Genomic DNA, 17,829 nt, shown 5'->3' with positions numbered 1-17,829 from the left:
CACATTTGCGAAAATTCTCCTCAATTCGTGAAATTCATATTCACCCGATACATTCGTTTTATTTCTGCAACTCCGGCATTAACTCAGTGGTAATACCTATCCTGTTCCAGGCATTGATAATGATTATGGCCATTAATACCTGTGCCAAGTATTTCTCCCCGAGTACCGAAGCGGCGCGGTCATAGGTTTCGTTAGATACGTGCTTGCCGGCTATCAATGTAACTTCTTCGGTAAGAGCCAGTATGGCTTGCTCCTGCTCGTCGAAAAAGTTGGTATCCCGCCAGGCGTTCAAGGCATAAATACGTTGTTCGGTCTCGCCCAGTTTGCGCGCATCACGAGTGTGCATATCAATACAAAAAGCACAGCCATTTATTTGCGATGCACGAATTTTGATCAGCTCTTTATGTTTTGGTGATAAAATGCTGCCTGCCATATATTTTTCTAAACCTAACATGGCATTATAGGCGGCGGGTTCTGCGGTGTTTAATTTTAATCTGCTCATTTTCTTATTGTTTTTGTTGAGACAAAGTTGGGGATAAGAGACGTCTCAAAAAATGAACTGAGTTTAAGAAAACGGGGGAACACGAATTTTTCTAATTAAAACTAATTTCACGAATTTGATTTGCGGGGGGGGGGCTAATCACCGAGCGACAGCAACCTGCAGAGAGGCACAGAGATTTGTAAATGGATTAATGAGTTATTGTGGTAATTAGTTTAAATTTTCACGTGTAGGCTTAATTGAGTTTGCAAAACTCAGCCCCCCCATGTTTTTACCTCAGTATACGCGGTGAAATTAACCAGCCTAAACAAACTAAACCTTTTTAGCCCGTAACCTACTTAAAAACTGCGGTGTAAAGCCAAGGTACGATGCCAGCATATATTGCGGTATGCGCTGCACAAAGCCCGGGAACAGGCTGCTGAAGTATCGGTAGCGCTCTTCATCGTTTTGGTTAAAGATATAACTCACGCGACGCTGGGCAGCAATAAACGATTTTTGCATCATAATGCGGAAGTAGCTTTCCAGTGCGGGTATTTTTTGAAAGAGTTCTATCCTGTCTTTCTCATGCAGTAAAAGCACGTGGCTCTCCTCTATTGTTTGTATATACGTAGTAGCGGGAATCTTGTTCAGCAAGCTGTCCTGGTCGGCTATCCACCAACCTTCTAACGCGAACTGGATAATTTGCTCGTTTAGTTTGCTATTGACCAAATATTGGCGCAACAGTCCTCTTAGAACAAAATAATTACCGGCGCAGTGCTTGCCAGGCTCCAGTATCATGGTTTTCTTCTTAAACTTTTTAAGCTCCATGCGGGCACACAGCATCTCCTCTTCTTCCGGCGTGAGGCTGATGTAGCGTTTAATATGGGCAAGAAGTTCGGGGTACATGTAGTTTAAAATTTACGCCAGTTCATAAGCAAACCTTTATATCTCTTTTACCGATTTAGACATAGTTGTTTAACACAATATCATCAATAATTTGTACCACATACAACCGGCGAATCGCTTTTGGGCAATTCGCAATAAACAGGCAACGGTAAGTATCCTAACTGGAACTTTCATCCCTAATTACGGCGCTTAAACAAAACGTCTATTTGATTCAACTCAGTACCTGTGGGTGTATTGTTACCAAATGCAAACAACTGTATATTGTAAGCAGCAAGATAATTGGCGATTTCTAAAAATTGAGGTTGGCCGTAGTAATATTCCTTAAATGATACTTCGCAAATGACATAGCTTATTGAATTTAGATATTCCCCCAACCCTTTTAAAACCTCCAATTCAAACCCCTGTACATCAAGTTTAATAAGATCCGGTAAGGGCACAGTGCTGTTATCAATTAAGCCCGAAAGGCGTTTTACTTCAACTGAAAGCTCACTTTCCTTTTTTATTTTGAAGTGTTCAAATTCAAGCGGTGTTGCTTCAAGCAAGCTTGACGAATCAGGGTAACTGGAGACGTTAATTATCCCCGCTGCTTCCTCGCTACCCAAACAAAATTTGTGTAGATATATGTTATCCAATCGCTTGCAATTTTCCTCAAATTGCAAATTTTGATCCTGCAGCGGTTCGAAGGCATCTATTCTGGCATTTGGGAAAATCGCCTTAGCTAACAAAGTCCATGTACCGACATTACTTCCAACATCGAAAATATTGAACCGTAAAGTAGGCGCAGCATTATCCCGAACAATTTCCAAAAGTTCCATCGAATCGATATGCCCTAAACCAAGAGTTGCCGCTGGCGTACCTTTTAGCTTTTTGAAACGGCGATTACGTTTTATTTCAAGTGCAACTCTCTCAACCAAACGTAAAGGTTTATATAGTAATGATAGATTCATTTGTAATGCTTTTCAAAAGAGGTTGATATATTTTGTAAATATAGCCGCAAATATATCGCATTTAATTAGCCTTAAAGCTTTATAAATGCCTCAGACTTTGGAAATCCATTTTCAATAACTTGGGGCAATTAGTAGCTTCAATGGGCTATATTTAGAGTAATATATTAAAATAAATGCCTATTGTTTTTTTGCAGAACATTAATCCAACACCCTATCCCCCTGCCCAAATGCCATTTTCTCCTTAAAATCCATCTCCAAAACATCTTCCACCTTTTGCTTAGTGGGCCGCAGCGCTACAGAATAAATAATGATAGCAGCCGATATCAACAAGAACAATAATTGCCCCGTCACCAAAAAAGCAACGATTCCCAGCAACGAGGCCCCCTCTAACACGGCCATCCTGATAATGAATACCGTGATATAAGCTGTAAGTTTACTTTTCAACGCGGTATTCCGGTTTATTTCGCTTATCTTCTTTTTGTACAATACATTACTACCAATAAACCCGCCCATAGCGGCAATAGGTACAACAAATAGCAATGGGTCATTCATGTAACGCACATTGATGACAAGCTTATCGGTTTGCACCAATGCTACTATAGCAACAAGTATCTGCCCGGCTACAAGTGCCAGATGAATGATGGTAATGCGCTGAAGAAACTTTGCAGGGGTTAACTCGAGGGCTGGGTTAGGTTGCATAGGGATGATATAATGCGGTAATATACAGCATTATTATGGCTTTGCAGCAAATTGAAATTATTTATCAGGCAGCAGTCCCTCGTTATCTTTCAAGGCAACGCCCGATAACCTACGGCTCAACGACTCTTGTATCAGGTAAAACAACTTGTCGGCCGCCTGTGCCACCGGCAAACCTTCGGGGCGGATATTGGAGATGCAATTGCGGGAATCATCGGTCAGCCCGGGCTTGGGCATGTAAGTAAGATAAGCGCCCATACTATCGGCCGAACTCAATCCAGGGCGCTCGCCTATCAAAATTACTGATAATGACGCGCCCAGTTCAGCAGCGATACCATCGGCAATGGCCACTCTCCCCTGCTCTACAAGGCAAAGCGGGGCCAGTTTTAATTTGGCCGCACGTAGTTTGGGGATAAGCAGTTGCAGCAATTCAACCGCGTTTTGGTTGATGGCCGTTGCCGATAGGCCATCGGCCAGTATCAGTACTATGCCATCGTTCGCTATCTGATCGGCCAGGCGGTTTACAGATGTTTCGTCGAGCAAGCGGCCCAGATCCGGCCGCTGCAGGTATTGTTCGCGACTGGCGGCCTGGCTATACAGGTGTAAAACAGGCAGGTGGAATTGTTCCAGCGCATCAGCCAGGGTCTCCACTTCCATTACCGAATATACGGCATCACGTGCATGGGCATGGGCCAGCTTAAACTCCAAAGCAGGTTTGGTGGGTATGCTGCTGCCTGCGCTACCTAAAGCTATACGAGCTTGAGTAAACTCTTTTAAAAAGTTAAGAGGCTCGTCAGGGTGTGGCTGATGTTTGATCAACTTAGCCATAGCTGCCCGGTTTTGTTCAACAATCTTTCGCTTGCTCCCTTCAGGATATTACCATCGTCATCTAATATCCCCTGCCGTAGCAGCCACTGCTCAAACTCGGGCGCCGGTTTATAGCCCAGTACTTTGCGCAGGTACAAAGCATCGTGGAAGGAAGTGCTCTGGTAGTTCAGCATAATATCATCAGAGCCGGGCACACCCATTATAAAATTACAGCCCGCCACGCCAAGCAAGGTAAGCAGGTTATCCATATCGTCCTGGTCGGCTTCGGCATGGTTGGTGTAACAAATATCCATCCCCATGGGCAGACCCAGTAGTTTGCCGCAAAAATGATCCTCCAAAGCAGCGCGGGTGATCTGCTTCCCGTCGTATAAATACTCCGGACCAATAAAACCTACTACCGAGTTTACCAACAGTGGTTTAAATCTCTTAGCCACCGCATAAGCCCTTGCCTCGCAGGTTTGCTGATCAAGCCCGAAATGAGCATTAGCCGAAAGGCAACTCCCCTGCCCCGTTTCAAAATACATCACATTTTGGCCGATGGTACCGCGTTTAAGCGAAAGTGTTGCTTCGTAAGCTTCCTGTACCAGGGATAAATTAATACCAAAACTGGCGTTCGCCTTTTCCGTACCGGCTATAGATTGAAAACAGAGATCTATCGGTGCCCCCTTAATCACTAACTCCAGCGTAGTAGTAATGTGGCTGAGTACACAGGATTGTGTGGGGATATCAAATTGTTCGCGCAATTGGTCAATCAGCATCACTATCTTCAGTACAGCGGCCGGGCTATCTGTAGCGGGGTTTATACCAATGCAAGCATCCCCACTACCATATAACAAACCCTCGAGCAGGCTGGCGGCGATACCACGCGGATCGTCGGTTGGGTGGTTGGGCTGCAGGCGAGTAGCAAAGTGCCCCTTCAAGCCAATAGTGTTGCGGAAACGGGTAATTACTTCGCATTTTTTCGCTACCGCTATGAGGTCCTGATTGCGCATTATCTTTGATACGGCCGCTACCATTTCGGGCGTTAGTGCATCCTCAATACTTTTTAATATGGCGGCATTAGTTTCTTCCAGCAGCAGCCAATCGCGCAGGCCACCCACGGTCAAGTGGCTGATGAGTTTGAAAGCTTCTTTATCGTGGCTATCGATGATCAGCCGCGTTACTTCGTCTGTTTCATAAGGTATAACCGCCTCGTTCAAAAAGTCGGTGAGCGGTACATCCGAAAGGGTTATCTGCGCAGCAACCCTTTCCTCGTAACTGGTAGCATTCACCCCGGCCAGCACATCACCCGTGCGATGCGGAGAAGCTTTAGCCAGCAACTCGCGAAGAGAACCAAAGCTATAAACTTTGCCGAGGATAGTATGGCGGTACATGTTTTTCTGGTGAGTAGTAATTAGTGAGTGGTGAATGGTTTTAAAGCGAAATAGCTTGCGGCCCATTTAGCATCTCATCGTCCATAATTTTTGCTTTATGCTTGTTTAATAAAACGAACACTGCCAGCGCTATACCCAGTCCGGCATAAAATACCAGGCTTATTTTTAAATTATAATACATTATAGCCAACAGGCAAACCGCAGATATCACCAGCGCTATTGCCGGGAATACCGGGTAAAACACCGCGGCGAATGGACGCTCTAAATTTGGTTCCTTTTTGCGAAGCATAAATAAACTTATCATGCTCATCATATACATCGTAACTGCTCCCATTACCGATAGTACCAAAATATCGCTCGTATTGCTGGTAAACAGCGCAATAAAACTGATAAGCCCGCCAACAACAATAGCCCAATGTGGCGTTTTAAACCTGCTGTTCACACTTGCCAATCCTTTTGGCAGATATCCGCTGCGGGCCATGGCGAACACCTGGCGGGATGAGGCCAATATGGTGCCATGTATGGAAGCTATCAACCCGAACAGGCCTATGCTGGCAAATATCTGCGTTAGTCCGCTGCCTTTGCCTAAAACGATGCCAATAGCTTCAGGAAGAGGATAATCGAGTTTGCTGAGTTTGCGCCAATCGGTAACGCCGCCGGTTAGTATCATTACGCCTAATGCCAAAAACACCAGCGTTGCCAAAGCATAAATATAACCACGGGGAATGTTCCGCCTAGGGTCTTTCACTTCTTCGGCCACCATGGCAACGCCTTCTATGGCCAAATAAAACCATACCGCAAAGGGCAAAGCCGCAAAAACGCCGCTCCAGCCAAAAGGCATGGGATTACTCATGAAATTATCCATTTTAAAATGTGGGCCAACTATGCCCATAAACATCAATAATTCGCCTACGGCCAAAATGGTAATGAAAACTGAAAATGTAGCCGACTCCTTTACGCCAGAAATGTTCAACAGGATAAAAGCGATGTTAAATGTTACCGCCGCCTGCAGCACGCCAATGCCCGGATGCAAAAAGTGCACATAACTCCCCAACGAAAAAGCGATGGCCGGCGTAGCTAATAAAAAATCTATGAGAGTGGCATAGCCTGCTATTAATCCGCCTATTGGCCCAATGGCACGATAAGCATAGGCAAACGCGCCGCCTGCATGAGGTATAGAAGTGGTGAGTTCGGTATAGCTGAAAATGAAAGTTACGTACATAACCGTAACTATGATGGTAGCGATCAGAAAGCCGATAGTACCCGAAACATCCCAACCAAAATTCCAACCGAAATATTCGCCGCTGATAACCAATCCTACGGCTATTGCCCACAAATGGACAGGTTTTAGCACCTTTTTGAGCTGCGATGTGTCTACTTTTTCCAAACCGATCAGTTAAATGTGCCTTTAAGGTACGATTTTTTAACGGCTATCGAAAATATAGTGCGTTAAACATAGCAAAACGCGCCACACTGCATTCTAATCTAATATTAATGTAACTCCTGCTTAATATTGGCACTAATTTTTAACTTTGCAGCCCTGATAATTCGAGCATTAGTAGTGCAGCAAAATAATAAACGTACCATTAAAGAGATTTGGGTAGAGGCCCTGCAGGAGCCTAAAACCCGTTCAAAAATACTGCTGGCATCTGTAGTTACCATCTTTATTTTATCGGGCATGCCTTTCTTTTTCGGTTACATCGAAAAACGCAATGGCGTGGTGCTAAACGACTGGCTGTTGGCGCGCATCCCCTCATACAACGTATCCATCATTATTTTTGCACTTATCTGGGGCATGGGCGGGCTTATCGTATCGCGCGCGTTATACAACCCCAATATCTACATCAGATACGCCTGGACGCTGTTTTTTGTGAACCTTACCCGCATGGCCACTATCCTGCTATTCGCGCTAAACCCGCCGCATGGTATGGTTTATCTTATAGATCCTATCTCCGGTATTTTCTATGGGAACAAGGTTATAACGAAAGATCTTTTCTACAGCGGGCATACCTCTACCATGGTGCTGGTTTTCCTCTGCCTCGAAAAACGAAGGGATAAAATCATCAGTTTTATCGCTACCATAAGCGTTATGGTATTGCTACTTATCCAACATATCCACTACACCATTGATGTACTGGCTGCCCCGGTTTTTGTGTATATCATATTCCTCATAACCAACCGTTTCCTAAAGCTGCAGAATCCTCCGAAATCCGTCGGCAACAACGCTTAAAAAAGCTTGTGTTTAAAGCATAATATCTTAATTTTATAGCTCGTTAGTACCAATATAAACGGCTATCCTATGCTTAAAAAAATCATTCTGATCGCTTTGGCCTTCGCCGGCACTTACGCGCATGCCCAGCAGAAAACACCGCGCCAATTGTTCCCGGGCTTGTTCGAGGCGGTGCAATCGTCGGATATATTCCCTGACAATAAAACTTTTGTGGATTGTACACCCAAGTACGAGCCGAGCCAGATCATGAAATCGTTCAACGAGCAAAAGGGTAAAACCGGCTTCAACCTGAAGGAATTCGTGCTGTTTAACTTTACGCCGCCGGCCTCACCTACGCATGCGTTTCAAACCAATATCGAAGAAGGTATTCGCAAACATATAGATACGCTTTGGCAGGTGTTGCAGCGCAAGCCCGATGCGGGCAGCAAGCTATCGTCATTAGCCGCCTTGCCCAACCCTTACATTGTGCCGGGCGGCCGCTTCCGCGAAATATATTATTGGGATAGCTATTTTACCATGCTGGGCCTGCAGCAAAGCCACCAGGAAAAGGTTATCGAGAACATGGTAGATAACTTTGCATACCTGATAGATACCTACGGCTTTATACCTAACGGCAACCGCGCTTACTACCTCACCCGCTCCCAGCCGCCCTTCTTCGCCATGATGGTGAACCTGCTGGCCAAAAGCGAGGGCAATACCATTTACACCAAATACCAGCCTCAACTCATCAAAGAATATAATTACTGGATGCTTGGCGGAGCAACTTTAGCCAAAGGCAAAGCCACTCACCGTGCAGTGCGCATGCCCGATGGCACGCTGCTGAACCGCTATTGGGACGAGAGCGACCAACCACGCGAAGAATCGTATATAAAAGATGTGGATGCCGCCAAAACCACCAAAACGCCGCTGCCAGAGTTTTACCATCACATCCGCGCGGGGGCAGCTTCGGGCTGGGACTTTAGCAGCCGCTGGTTTACCGACCCGGCAAAAATTGGCACTATACAAACTACCGACCTGGTACCTGTAGACCTGAACTGCCTGATGTATAACATGGAGCTAACTATTGCCCGTAGCTACCAGGTAAAAGGCAATACGGCGCAATATAAAATCTACACCGCCAAAGCAGCTGCCCGCAAAAAAGCTATCCTGAAATATTGCTGGAACGAAAAAACAGCTTGGTTTGTGGACTATAACTGGACCAATAACCAAAAGAGCGCCATCCCTACGCTGGCAGGTACTTTCCCGCTCGAATTTAAAATTGCTACCGCTGTACAGGCAAAAAAAGTTGCAGATGGTATCAAAGCCAACTTTCTGAAACCGGGCGGACTGGTAACCACGCTCAACTTCAGCGGGCAGCAATGGGATGCCCCTAACGGCTGGGCACCATTGCAATATATTGCTATAGATGGCTTAGAGAACTATAACTATCACGCACTGGCCAAAGACATAGCCACCCGCTGGATGACCCTCAACATCCGGGTATTTAAGCAGACCGGAAAGCTATTAGAGAAATATAACGTGGTAGATACCAGCCTAACGGCAGGCGGCGGCGAATACCCCCTGCAAGACGGTTTCGGCTGGACGAATGGGGTGCTTTTAAAGTTGATGAACAGTTATAATTTTGAGGAGAAGAAGGGGGAATAAGTTATCAGCCCGAACACTGGTCTAAGTTTAGCAAAGCGTAACTTAGACCTAAAATTGTTTAAGCTTTCAGCTTAACGGAACTGCCCATTGCAAACTGCCGTATCCATAACTGTGCTTCGCAAGCAGGTGCTTACGAAGATTTAGGTCCAAGTTAGACTTCGCTAAACTTAGACCAGGAATTCTTTTCAACTTATTAAAATTATCGGCAACAAGCCAGGTTGATCTGTGTAATAATCCTTTGCGCTACTATACAGATATTCAGGCGGATATTCTACACAACCGGATTCCACTGGATTGTTGTGCAAATAATCAAGCCGTTGCTGCATCATTTCGTTGGTCGACAATTCTATCGGATGATTATTTTGTTGCCAGAACTGATACACCTCATTATTTGGATTGTGTTGCCCTGCCCGTTTAAACATCCAAAGCATCCATTCCCTTCGGCTTTCCTGTGCATTCTCTTCAATGGCCTTTAAAATAGCTTTAGAGGTATGCCTTTTCATATCCCGAAAAATATCCGATAAATTACCTTTCTCAGTACTAATAATAAGATGTACATGGTTGGACATGATGCACCATGCGTATAGCTCCAGTCCTTTCTTCTCAATACAGTACTTCAGGCTATCAACAATAATATCACAATAAATTCGGCGCGTAAATACATCCACCCAATTCACCGTTGCAAAACTTACAAAGTAAAGGCTGTCGTTCTCGTGGAATTTGTATTTTCTCCCCATTGTCGTGTTCCGCAAGCAGAATGCTTGCCGTGTTTTAGGTCTAAGTTACGCTTCGCTAAACTTAGACCAGTTATTGTCCCCAATCGCAAACCAAAAGCGGACACTACTTCACCGTATAAGTCACCTTATTAACCCCTACCCCGCTTATCTTCAACGATTTCCAGTTAGGCGGGAGTTTACTTTTCACTTGGGTGATGCCTGTTGGCGTGATATCTATCCCTCCGAAGCCCATCACCATAGCCTGTATAATGCCACCTGCGCCGGTCGCGAAGTATGGGTTGGTGCCGCCTTTTGTTTCGGCTATTACACGGAAGGGCGGGTTAAGGTTTGGTTCGTAGGCATCTTTAAACCAATGATAAGCCTTTTCGCCATTGCCTAAGCGAGCGTATAACAGGGCGAAAACGCCTTGCGTCATGGCCGGAGTGCCTTCGTTTGGTACGCGGGTTTCGTAGTACTCTAAGTCTTTTCTTATTTGTGCGGGATCGGTGATGGTTTTTAGCGGGTAGGCTAACAGGTTTACGTCGGCTTGTTTAATGCCTTCGCCTTTGTAGGTGGCAAACTCGGCGGTTACGCCGTTATCCATCTTCAGAATAGGGATGTTATTGGCTACGTTCATCCAATCGGGGTTGGCGCTTAGGCCCAATATTTTGGCGGCGGCGGTGGCATTCTTAAGGTTCACCTGTGCTGCAGCGTTGGTGAAGGCATTGTTATCTATATTCTCGGCCCACTCGTCGGCTGCTACCACGTTCTTGATATCGTAGTGGCCGCGGCCGTTGCGTTCTACACGGCTTGTCCAAAAATCGGCAGTGGCTTGTAGTATGGGCCAGCCTTTTTCGCGCAGCCATTCTTTATCCTGCGTTACACAGTAATAATTCCAGGCGGCGTTGGCCACGTCGGCGGTAATATGATGTTCGAAGGGGCCGCTCAGCGCCCAAACAGGCGTCTCCTCTACCCCGCTATCCGCACTTTCCCATGGGAACATCGCCCCTTTAAACCCGTGCGAAAAAGCATTCTTGCGGGCATTCTCTAAACGCTCAAAACGGTATTCCACCATCGAGCGGGCAATTTCGGGATGCAGCACCAGCATGGCAGGATACATCCACAGGTCGGTATCCCAAAATACGTGGCCGTTGTAACCTAAACCCGAGAGACCCATTGGCGATGGCGACAAGGCTGTCCCCTCGCGCGAGAACGAGTAAAGGTGGTACAGCATGCTGTGCACATCCTGCTGTGCCTGTGCATCGCCTTCTATTTGTATATCGCTTTCCCACAATTTATCCCAAGCCTGGTTGTGGAATTTAATTAGCCTGTCTTTGCCTTCCAGCAAAGCAAAAATGGTTAAGCGCTCAGCTTCGTTCAATGGGTCGGGGTGATGTGCGGAGGTTATGGACGAACCGGTTACACCGTAGCTGTAAGTCTGCCCTGCATCCATTTTGTGGCTAAACTTCATCAGGTGCATGTTGTTATCCCACATTTCGTGTATCACGCGGGGCTCTTTGCCGTGCTCTTCGTTAAACAAAAACGATGTTGATGCACAAAGCTGCAGCTTCCCGGTAGGGCTTTTAGCTGTTGAGGTAAGCAAGCTGATGGTTACATGCGGCCTATCTATCTCGTTATAATAGTTCTCTACCTGTTTCAGCGCATCGGGGGCTTCCATTACGCTGGCAGCCGTAATATTGATGGGCTTTTTGGCGGTAACAGCCACATCCATCAAAACGGTAAACGGTAATTGCCTTAACGAGTAGTAGGTGTATTTGATGGTCGCTTTATCGCCATAATCGAAAGTAGTGGTCATGGCGGCGTGCTGCATATCCAGTTCCTGCCTAAAGTTGCTTACCATTTTGGCGTCAATGCGGCGGCCATCAACCTCTAAGTACATATTCAGCAGGTTAAAGCTATTCAAAAAGTTACTCACCCGCCCGCGGCCATATTGGTCATAAGCACCGGCAAGTACCACGTTCTTAACCTTAAATGGCTCCGGCGACGATACCACCCCTATCATACCATTGGCAACCGTAATACCGTAATAGTTTGCAGGGTCTATCTTATCGGCTTTTATTACCCAGGGGCTTTGCGCCTTCAGGCTAAGCGATGCACATAAGCCAAGCACAAGGCCCAGCGCTATATTTTTCTTCATAAAAGAGGTTTACTTTATCTTCAGTTGTAGTTTCTCATTCACCAGTTGTCCTATCTTTCGGCCTTGCTCGTTACCTACCTGGCAAGCTATTTTATAATGAATGCCACCGTAAACGCGCGACATGGCCGCCTCCATGGCAGCAGCACGGAATGATGGGAATTTACGCGGCTCAATCCCAAATTCCGACTCTGACGAATCGGTATAAGCTATGTTATCACCAAAATCGTGCGTGAGTACTTCGGCAGCAGCTGCCGAAATAACGGCGTGCCCGCTAATGTATTCGGGGAAAGGCGGGGTTTGAATGTAAGGGCGCCAGTCGGGGTTTATCAATTTGGTTATTACCGTTTCGGGGCGCACGCTGTTGGCTTTGTATTTTACGTACCAGCAATTTATAAAAGCATCAAAAAGGGCTATCGATGTTTCCGTATATGCCGCAACGGTAGTACTAAAATCAGCTTTTTTAATGATGGAACCTGTACCTGCTATATTCATCCAATGGCCACCCGGCGAAAACTTTTTAGTACCAAACGAGGCATGGCCCACCACGGTAAGTTTAAAGGCATTATCATCCCAAAAGTCGGCCATATGTTTTTGATCGGTATTCAGGCTATCAACCCAGGTTTTCACCTCCATTACGTTCTTGTAAAATACGCTGTTCTTATCCGTCATATTATAGGCAGGTGGTTCGGGGGCGGGCACTTGCGAGGCAGAATCTAACACCATCGGGCGTATCTCGCCCCAGTGCGGCTCCAATGCCTGGGCATACATCGGCGGTGTGGGTATCCAGCGTCCATCACTACGTTTTACGGTGTACTTGCTGGCCGAGCGGGTTTGGGCGTAATTATCTTTCTTGCTCCACTTCATAATGTACTTGGCCACAGTATCCGAGTAGGCTACCGAGTTTTCAAATACCTCCGAAGGCATACCTGCATCTTTCGCCTTTTCTTTTAAATCATCTACATAGGTTGACATACTTCCTTCGGGAAACGTTACAGCGTTGCCAACAAAACAGAAAGATAATAGCGAGGCGAACTGAAAATCGATCTCTTTATCCTTCGGCGGCTGTGGCGTGGCAGGCAGGTGCTTTATTTGGCCCGATAAGGAGCGGTAGTGCTTCGGGTCGCCGGCTGCTATTACCTGGTAGGCGGCAATATTGGCGTATACATAGTTACGTGAGGCAATTACCGGGGGGAAGTTATTTTCAAGCACTATATCGTTCAGCTTTTTTACGGTGGTTCGGTATAGTTCGGGGTCGTGAGTAACTTTTTGGTAATCAGCTTTTTTACACGATGCAAAAAACAGCGCAGCGCCGGCAAGCAATAGCAGGAAACGGTTCATAAATATTAATTGGTTTCAAGAAAACACATTTGCCTCAATAGCGGTGTTTTCTATTGTTTTTGAAGCTAATATAAGGCTTTTGCCACAATTGCGGCCGATAAATACCGTTTGATTTTAAGCCGCTGAATTGATTAATTTGCAACGCAAAACCAATTAGGCAAGCCCCTATTTCTGTTAGTTATTTTTATGAAGAAACCCGCCCTGTTAGTATTAGGCATTTTATTACTGGCCTTTATCAGCATCTACTTTATCATCCCGCAATACATCACTGCCAAAAGCAGCATCTCGGTTGATGCCACCGATGGTAATGTGTTCAGGTTCCTGGTGCAGAAGAAGGCTTGGCCTAAGTGGTGGCCCGGCGAGCATAACGCCAAAGACACCAACATATTCACCTACAACGGCACTACTTACACCATAAAAAAAGATGCTAACAGCTTTATAGAATTGGGCATTAATACCGGCAAAGTTCAACTGGATAGTAAACTAAACTACCTGGCCGAGAATGAAGTAGCCACCACTATAAATTGGGAAGGGCAAATGCAAAGCAGCCTTAACCCGTTTACGCGCATTTCAGAATTTGTGCGCATTAAGGCAGAGCAGCAAAATATGGATACCATACTAAGCCGCTTTAAAACTTTTATGCAAACTGATACCAATGTATACGGATTGCGCATAAAAGTAGAGCATGTGAAAGACGGCCTGATGCTGGCAACCAATAAGGTGTTCAAAGCAACCCCAACGGTTACCGAGGTATACGATATGGTAGCAGGACTTCGTAAAGAAATTGCTGTACAAAATGCCGCCGAAACCAATAAACCCATGCTGAATATTAACCAAACAGATGACAACGAATATCACGTGATGGTGGCCATACCTATCAATAAAGAAATAAAACCCGGTGCAAATTCGGTGGTTAATAAAATGGCGGTTGGCGGTAACATCCTGAAAACCGAAGTAAAGGGAGGAAGAAAATCCATAGATAACGCCTTTACCCAGTTGCAAAACTTCCGCAAAGATTATAAGCTAACCGGCGTGGCCATGCCATTCGAACTAATGGTTACCGACCGTAGCATGGAGAAAGACACCGCAAAATGGGTTACCAGGTTGTACTGGCCAATATTGTAACGGTGTATCTATTTCCTGATCAGCAACAATTTACCCTCATAAGTAACCCCAACAAAAGCATCTCCTGCAGATGTTTTTATGGGCTTCGGGCCATCCATTTCCTGGAAGTTGAATAGCGCATTTACCCAATACTCGGGCTGGGCTATTTGTTTGCTCTGCTTATCGTAGTGCATAGCAACCAAACCTAAGGCGTCGTACTTACCCTCGTAGGGTACCACACCCCAAAAATTGCCATTCAGTAATACATCGCCTTGTTTATTTAAACTGCTGATGGAACGGATCGGTGCCTGCTGATACATGTAGGGCAGTTCGGTTATAGTTTTTGCATTCAGCACATCGCTTACCAATATGCTATTAAACTGATTAGCGGCCATGCGCTTATCCTTATCCAAGCCTTCAAATATCTCTTCGGTGGTTTTATCCGCCATTTTTTGGAAACTCAGGAACTCTTTCTTCAAATAAGGCAACTCCTGCTCCAGATCATTCTTAGGGCGGAAAGGATAATATTTGCCTTTATAAGCATAAGAAACAATCAGGTCGTTTTTGCCATCGCTATCAAAATCCTGGTTGTAGGCATAAAGCGGCTGGTTGGCGGTGACGTTGTACTTATTGTTTTGCCCCCAGTTGCCGGCTATCAGGTCGGCTTTGCCATCACCATCAAAATCGGTAATTGCGGCGCTTTGCCACCAACCTTTGGCATCGTCAAGCACGGGCAGTTCTGCTTTAGTTAACTGTTTATTCTTGTTCAGGAATATTTGTATGGGTGCCCATTCCGAGGAAATAATGATATCATCTTTACCGTCGCGGTCAACATCGCTTGCCGATACCGAAGTAATATAAGAGATAGTAGTTAGCTGCTCATAAGCATTTGCCGCTGCTAAGGCGAACGTACCGTTGCCCTTATTTAGCAACACGGTTCCCTTTGCTGGTGTGGTATAGTTGATGAATGATACCGCTGCTGCAAAGAATATATCCTTTAGCCCGTCGCCATTAAAATCGTAAACGAACAGCTTGCCAGTAGTATTTTCGAGCATAGGAAGTTTAGCGTATTCAAATTTTAAATTGCCTTTGTTAATATAGAGGCGCGGCGGCATACGCTTATCCGGCTCGGCTAACGGGTGGTTAGCTGTGGTTACCAGCAAATCGGGCAGGCCATCGTTATTTACATCTGCCCAATGGGCTTCGGTATCGCCATAATCTTTAAAGGCTGCAAAAGCATCAACAGCAATTTTGGTGAAACCGCCGGTGCTATTGCCGGCTAAAATATACTTTTCATCTCCGGCAAGCCCGCCGACATATATGTCGCCCAAGCCATCCTTATTGGCATCGCCCACTGCAACAGCCGGGGTATGCGGCAAATAAGTATGCGGCAGCAGATTATAATAGTTAAAATCGGGCGTATCATATTGCTGTAGCGTAGCCAATACATCTGCCTTAACCGGTACTGATGTAAACTGCGCCGAGCCTTTTATGTAACCGGTTATCAGCGCCACCATATCCGTAGTGGTTTGCGTTTGCGCCTTGTTGTAGGTAATCAGCGTTTTTTTATTCGAGCTGAAGTTTTTAATAATTTGGTACGAATTATCCGGCCAGACCACCATCAATTCTATCGGCTTATCGTCGGGCAGAAAGGTGAACGTGAGATTATTATTCTGCGTTGCCTCGTAAGCAGTACTGGTTTGTATCTCCTGGTGGTCTAACTCTTTTTCGGAGCGGAGGAAGAATTTAGTGCCTATGCCATCCGGGTTAAGGGCGGTATATTTTACGCTGAAGTTGAGGTAAAGCGGCTTGGCATCGCCTTCCTTTATCTTCTCCATGGTGGTATTCTGATAAATAAATGCGGGGGCGTCCATGTTATTGGTTACCATATCCAAATCACCGTCGTTATCCAGGTCTATAGCTACAGCACCTGCCGATACCGATGTGTCGCGCATATCATTGCCTGCAGATATATCCGTAAACTTCAGCAGGTCCTCGCCGTGGTAAAGGTAGTTGTGCACCTGCCCGTCGGGCATCAGGTTTATTTTCTCTTTATCGAAGAAGCGGCTGGTTTTAAAATCTTTTATCACGTTAGGGTCGCCCAAATATTTCAGGTAATCCATATCGTTCAGGCGCTTTTTTATACCGTTGCTAAAGAAGATATCCTTACGCCCGTCCATATCAAAATCCTGCACCAGGGGCGACCATGTCCAATCCGTAGCCGACATGCCCGAGTATAGGCTCACATCCACAAACTTTTGCCCGTTGCCCACGTTAATTTGCAGGCTGTTTTTGGAGTATTGGTAGTAATACCCCGCGTTTACTTCCTGGTTGTAAATGTCAAGCGGCTCATCGTTTATAGTCGATTTCAGCACCTTCATATCTTCAGGGAGCATGTCGGTACTTATCACATCAAGGTGCCCGTCTTTATTTACATCGCTTATAGCGTTCCCCATCGAGAAAAGGCTACTGTGCCCAAAGGCGCTTTTCATTTCCTCCTTAAAGGTTCCGTTGCGCTGGTTTACGTAGTAGTAATCCTGCTCAAAAAAGTCGTTGCTTACGTAGATGTCATCCCAGCCATCGTTGTTCAGGTCGCCTATGCTTACGCCCAAGCCATATCCTATTGGTGCCGAGTAAATGCCCGAACCTTGGGTAACATCGGTAAAATGCCCGTTATCGTTACGGAAAAGATGGTCGCCGGCATCGTGGCTGTATTTAAAACGCTGCGTGCTGTCGCCGTAGGTATCGTTACTGTGTACCGATGAAGTGAGCAGGAACATATCCAGATCGCCATCCTTATCGTAATCAAAAAAACTTGCCTGGGTAGAGAAGCCCGAAAAATCTAAGCCGTATTTGGCCGCCGACTCGGTAAAGGTGAGGTCGCCGTTATTAATGAACAGCTGATTCTTGCCTTTAAAGCCTTTGAAGTTGCTTACTACGCACAGGTAAATATCCTTCAAACCGTCGCCATTAATATCAACAACAGTAACGCCCGTTTTCCAGTTCCCCGCTCCTTTTAACCCAGCTTTGGCGGTTACATCTTCGAAAGACAGGTTGCCTTTATTAATGTATAGTTTGTTTTCGCCCTGGTTACTGGTGAAGTAAAGATCCGGCAGGCCATCGTTGTTAAAATCAGCCGAAGCTAAACCTGCGCCATTGTAGAAATAGAGGTAATCTAAAATGTTAACCGAATCGGTTACAATGTTGTGGTTTACGAAATCTACGTGGCTATCGCCGGTGGCTACCAGTTTGAAAATGCCATCGCCGGCCTTCTTTTTTTCGCATGAATTGAAAAAAGCAATACACACCAAAATAGCGCTGCAAACGGCTATGGTGGGCCATTTTAAAGCTATGCGGGGCTTTTTAGGGGTAGTAACAGGTAAGCGTTTATTGCGCTTTGCTTTTTTCATT

At 45.7% G+C, this 17,829-nt stretch carries 14 protein-coding genes; 3 read left to right on the top strand and 11 right to left on the bottom strand.

Going from position 1 to position 17,829, the window contains the following annotated elements:
• Positions 1-58 precede the first annotated feature (58 nt).
• The 7 genes from BC343_RS05990 to eat all read right to left on the bottom strand — a co-directional run bounded on the left by BC343_RS05990 (position 59) and on the right by eat (position 6,615).
• On the bottom strand, positions 59-502 hold the full coding sequence (locus BC343_RS05990) for a carboxymuconolactone decarboxylase family protein (RefSeq protein ID WP_078346851.1): 444 nt from the start codon (positions 500-502) through the stop codon (positions 59-61).
• Positions 503-811: 309 nt separating this feature from the next.
• Positions 812-1,384 carry a Crp/Fnr family transcriptional regulator gene (locus tag BC343_RS05985; RefSeq protein WP_078346850.1) on the bottom strand — a complete coding sequence of 191 codons (573 nt, stop codon included), beginning with the start codon at positions 1,382-1,384 and terminating at the stop codon, positions 812-814.
• Positions 1,385-1,560: 176 nt separating this feature from the next.
• Complete coding sequence (locus BC343_RS05980; protein ID WP_078346849.1) at positions 1,561-2,331, bottom strand: FkbM family methyltransferase; 771 nt, start codon at positions 2,329-2,331, stop codon at positions 1,561-1,563.
• 198 nt (positions 2,332-2,529) lie between these two features.
• Positions 2,530-3,030, bottom strand: a complete 501-nt coding sequence (locus BC343_RS05975; RefSeq protein ID WP_078346848.1) for a hypothetical protein — start codon at positions 3,028-3,030, stop codon at positions 2,530-2,532.
• A 57-nt stretch (positions 3,031-3,087) separates the two neighbouring features.
• The gene (gene eutC / locus BC343_RS05970; RefSeq protein WP_078346847.1) at positions 3,088-3,855 is read right to left on the bottom strand and encodes an ethanolamine ammonia-lyase subunit EutC; all 768 of its coding nucleotides are present in this window, start codon (positions 3,853-3,855) and stop codon (positions 3,088-3,090) included.
• The gene (locus BC343_RS05965; RefSeq protein WP_078346846.1) at positions 3,843-5,228 is read right to left on the bottom strand and encodes an ethanolamine ammonia-lyase subunit EutB; all 1,386 of its coding nucleotides are present in this window, start codon (positions 5,226-5,228) and stop codon (positions 3,843-3,845) included. Before BC343_RS05965 ends, eutC begins: the two co-directional genes overlap by 13 nt.
• A 40-nt stretch (positions 5,229-5,268) precedes the next feature.
• The gene (eat, locus tag BC343_RS05960; protein WP_078346845.1) at positions 5,269-6,615 is read right to left on the bottom strand and encodes an ethanolamine permease; all 1,347 of its coding nucleotides are present in this window, start codon (positions 6,613-6,615) and stop codon (positions 5,269-5,271) included.
• A gap of 174 nt (positions 6,616-6,789) precedes the next feature.
• On the opposite strand from eat, the gene BC343_RS05955 reads away from it, so the two are divergent.
• A complete protein-coding gene (locus tag BC343_RS05955) occupies positions 6,790-7,458 on the top strand; it encodes a phosphatase PAP2-related protein (RefSeq protein ID WP_078346844.1) in 669 nt (222 codons plus the stop codon).
• Positions 7,459-7,527: 69 nt separating this feature from the next.
• The gene (treA, locus tag BC343_RS05950) at positions 7,528-9,102 is read left to right on the top strand and encodes an alpha,alpha-trehalase TreA (protein ID WP_078346843.1); all 1,575 of its coding nucleotides are present in this window, start codon (positions 7,528-7,530) and stop codon (positions 9,100-9,102) included.
• A gap of 185 nt (positions 9,103-9,287) precedes the next feature.
• On the opposite strand, the gene BC343_RS05945 is transcribed toward treA, so the two are convergent.
• The 3 genes from BC343_RS05945 to BC343_RS05935 form a co-directional block, all read right to left on the bottom strand.
• Positions 9,288-9,839 carry an REP-associated tyrosine transposase gene (locus BC343_RS05945; RefSeq protein ID WP_078346842.1) on the bottom strand — a complete coding sequence of 184 codons (552 nt, stop codon included), beginning with the start codon at positions 9,837-9,839 and terminating at the stop codon, positions 9,288-9,290.
• A 103-nt stretch (positions 9,840-9,942) separates the two neighbouring features.
• Positions 9,943-11,976 (bottom strand): glycosyl hydrolase family 95 catalytic domain-containing protein, encoded by a 2,034-nt coding sequence (locus BC343_RS05940; protein WP_078346841.1) that lies wholly within the window; start codon positions 11,974-11,976, stop codon positions 9,943-9,945.
• 9 nt (positions 11,977-11,985) lie between these two features.
• Positions 11,986-13,314 (bottom strand): vanadium-dependent haloperoxidase, encoded by a 1,329-nt coding sequence (locus tag BC343_RS05935; RefSeq protein ID WP_078346840.1) that lies wholly within the window; start codon positions 13,312-13,314, stop codon positions 11,986-11,988.
• 186 nt (positions 13,315-13,500) lie between these two features.
• Between BC343_RS05935 and BC343_RS05930 the strand changes: the two genes are divergently transcribed.
• A complete protein-coding gene (locus BC343_RS05930; protein ID WP_078346839.1) occupies positions 13,501-14,439 on the top strand; it encodes a GyrI-like domain-containing protein in 939 nt (312 codons plus the stop codon).
• 8 nt (positions 14,440-14,447) lie between these two features.
• Here BC343_RS05930 and BC343_RS05925 read toward each other — a convergent pair whose 3' ends face one another.
• Positions 14,448-17,828 (bottom strand): FG-GAP repeat domain-containing protein, encoded by a 3,381-nt coding sequence (locus BC343_RS05925; protein ID WP_078346838.1) that lies wholly within the window; start codon positions 17,826-17,828, stop codon positions 14,448-14,450.
• Position 17,829: the final 1 nt, after the last annotated feature.

It is taken from the genome of Mucilaginibacter pedocola (assembly GCF_002013915.1).
GTDB lineage: Bacteria > Bacteroidota > Bacteroidia > Sphingobacteriales > Sphingobacteriaceae > Mucilaginibacter > Mucilaginibacter pedocola.
Note: the sequence above shows the minus strand (reverse complement) of the source record. Positions and strands in the feature narration are given on the sequence as shown.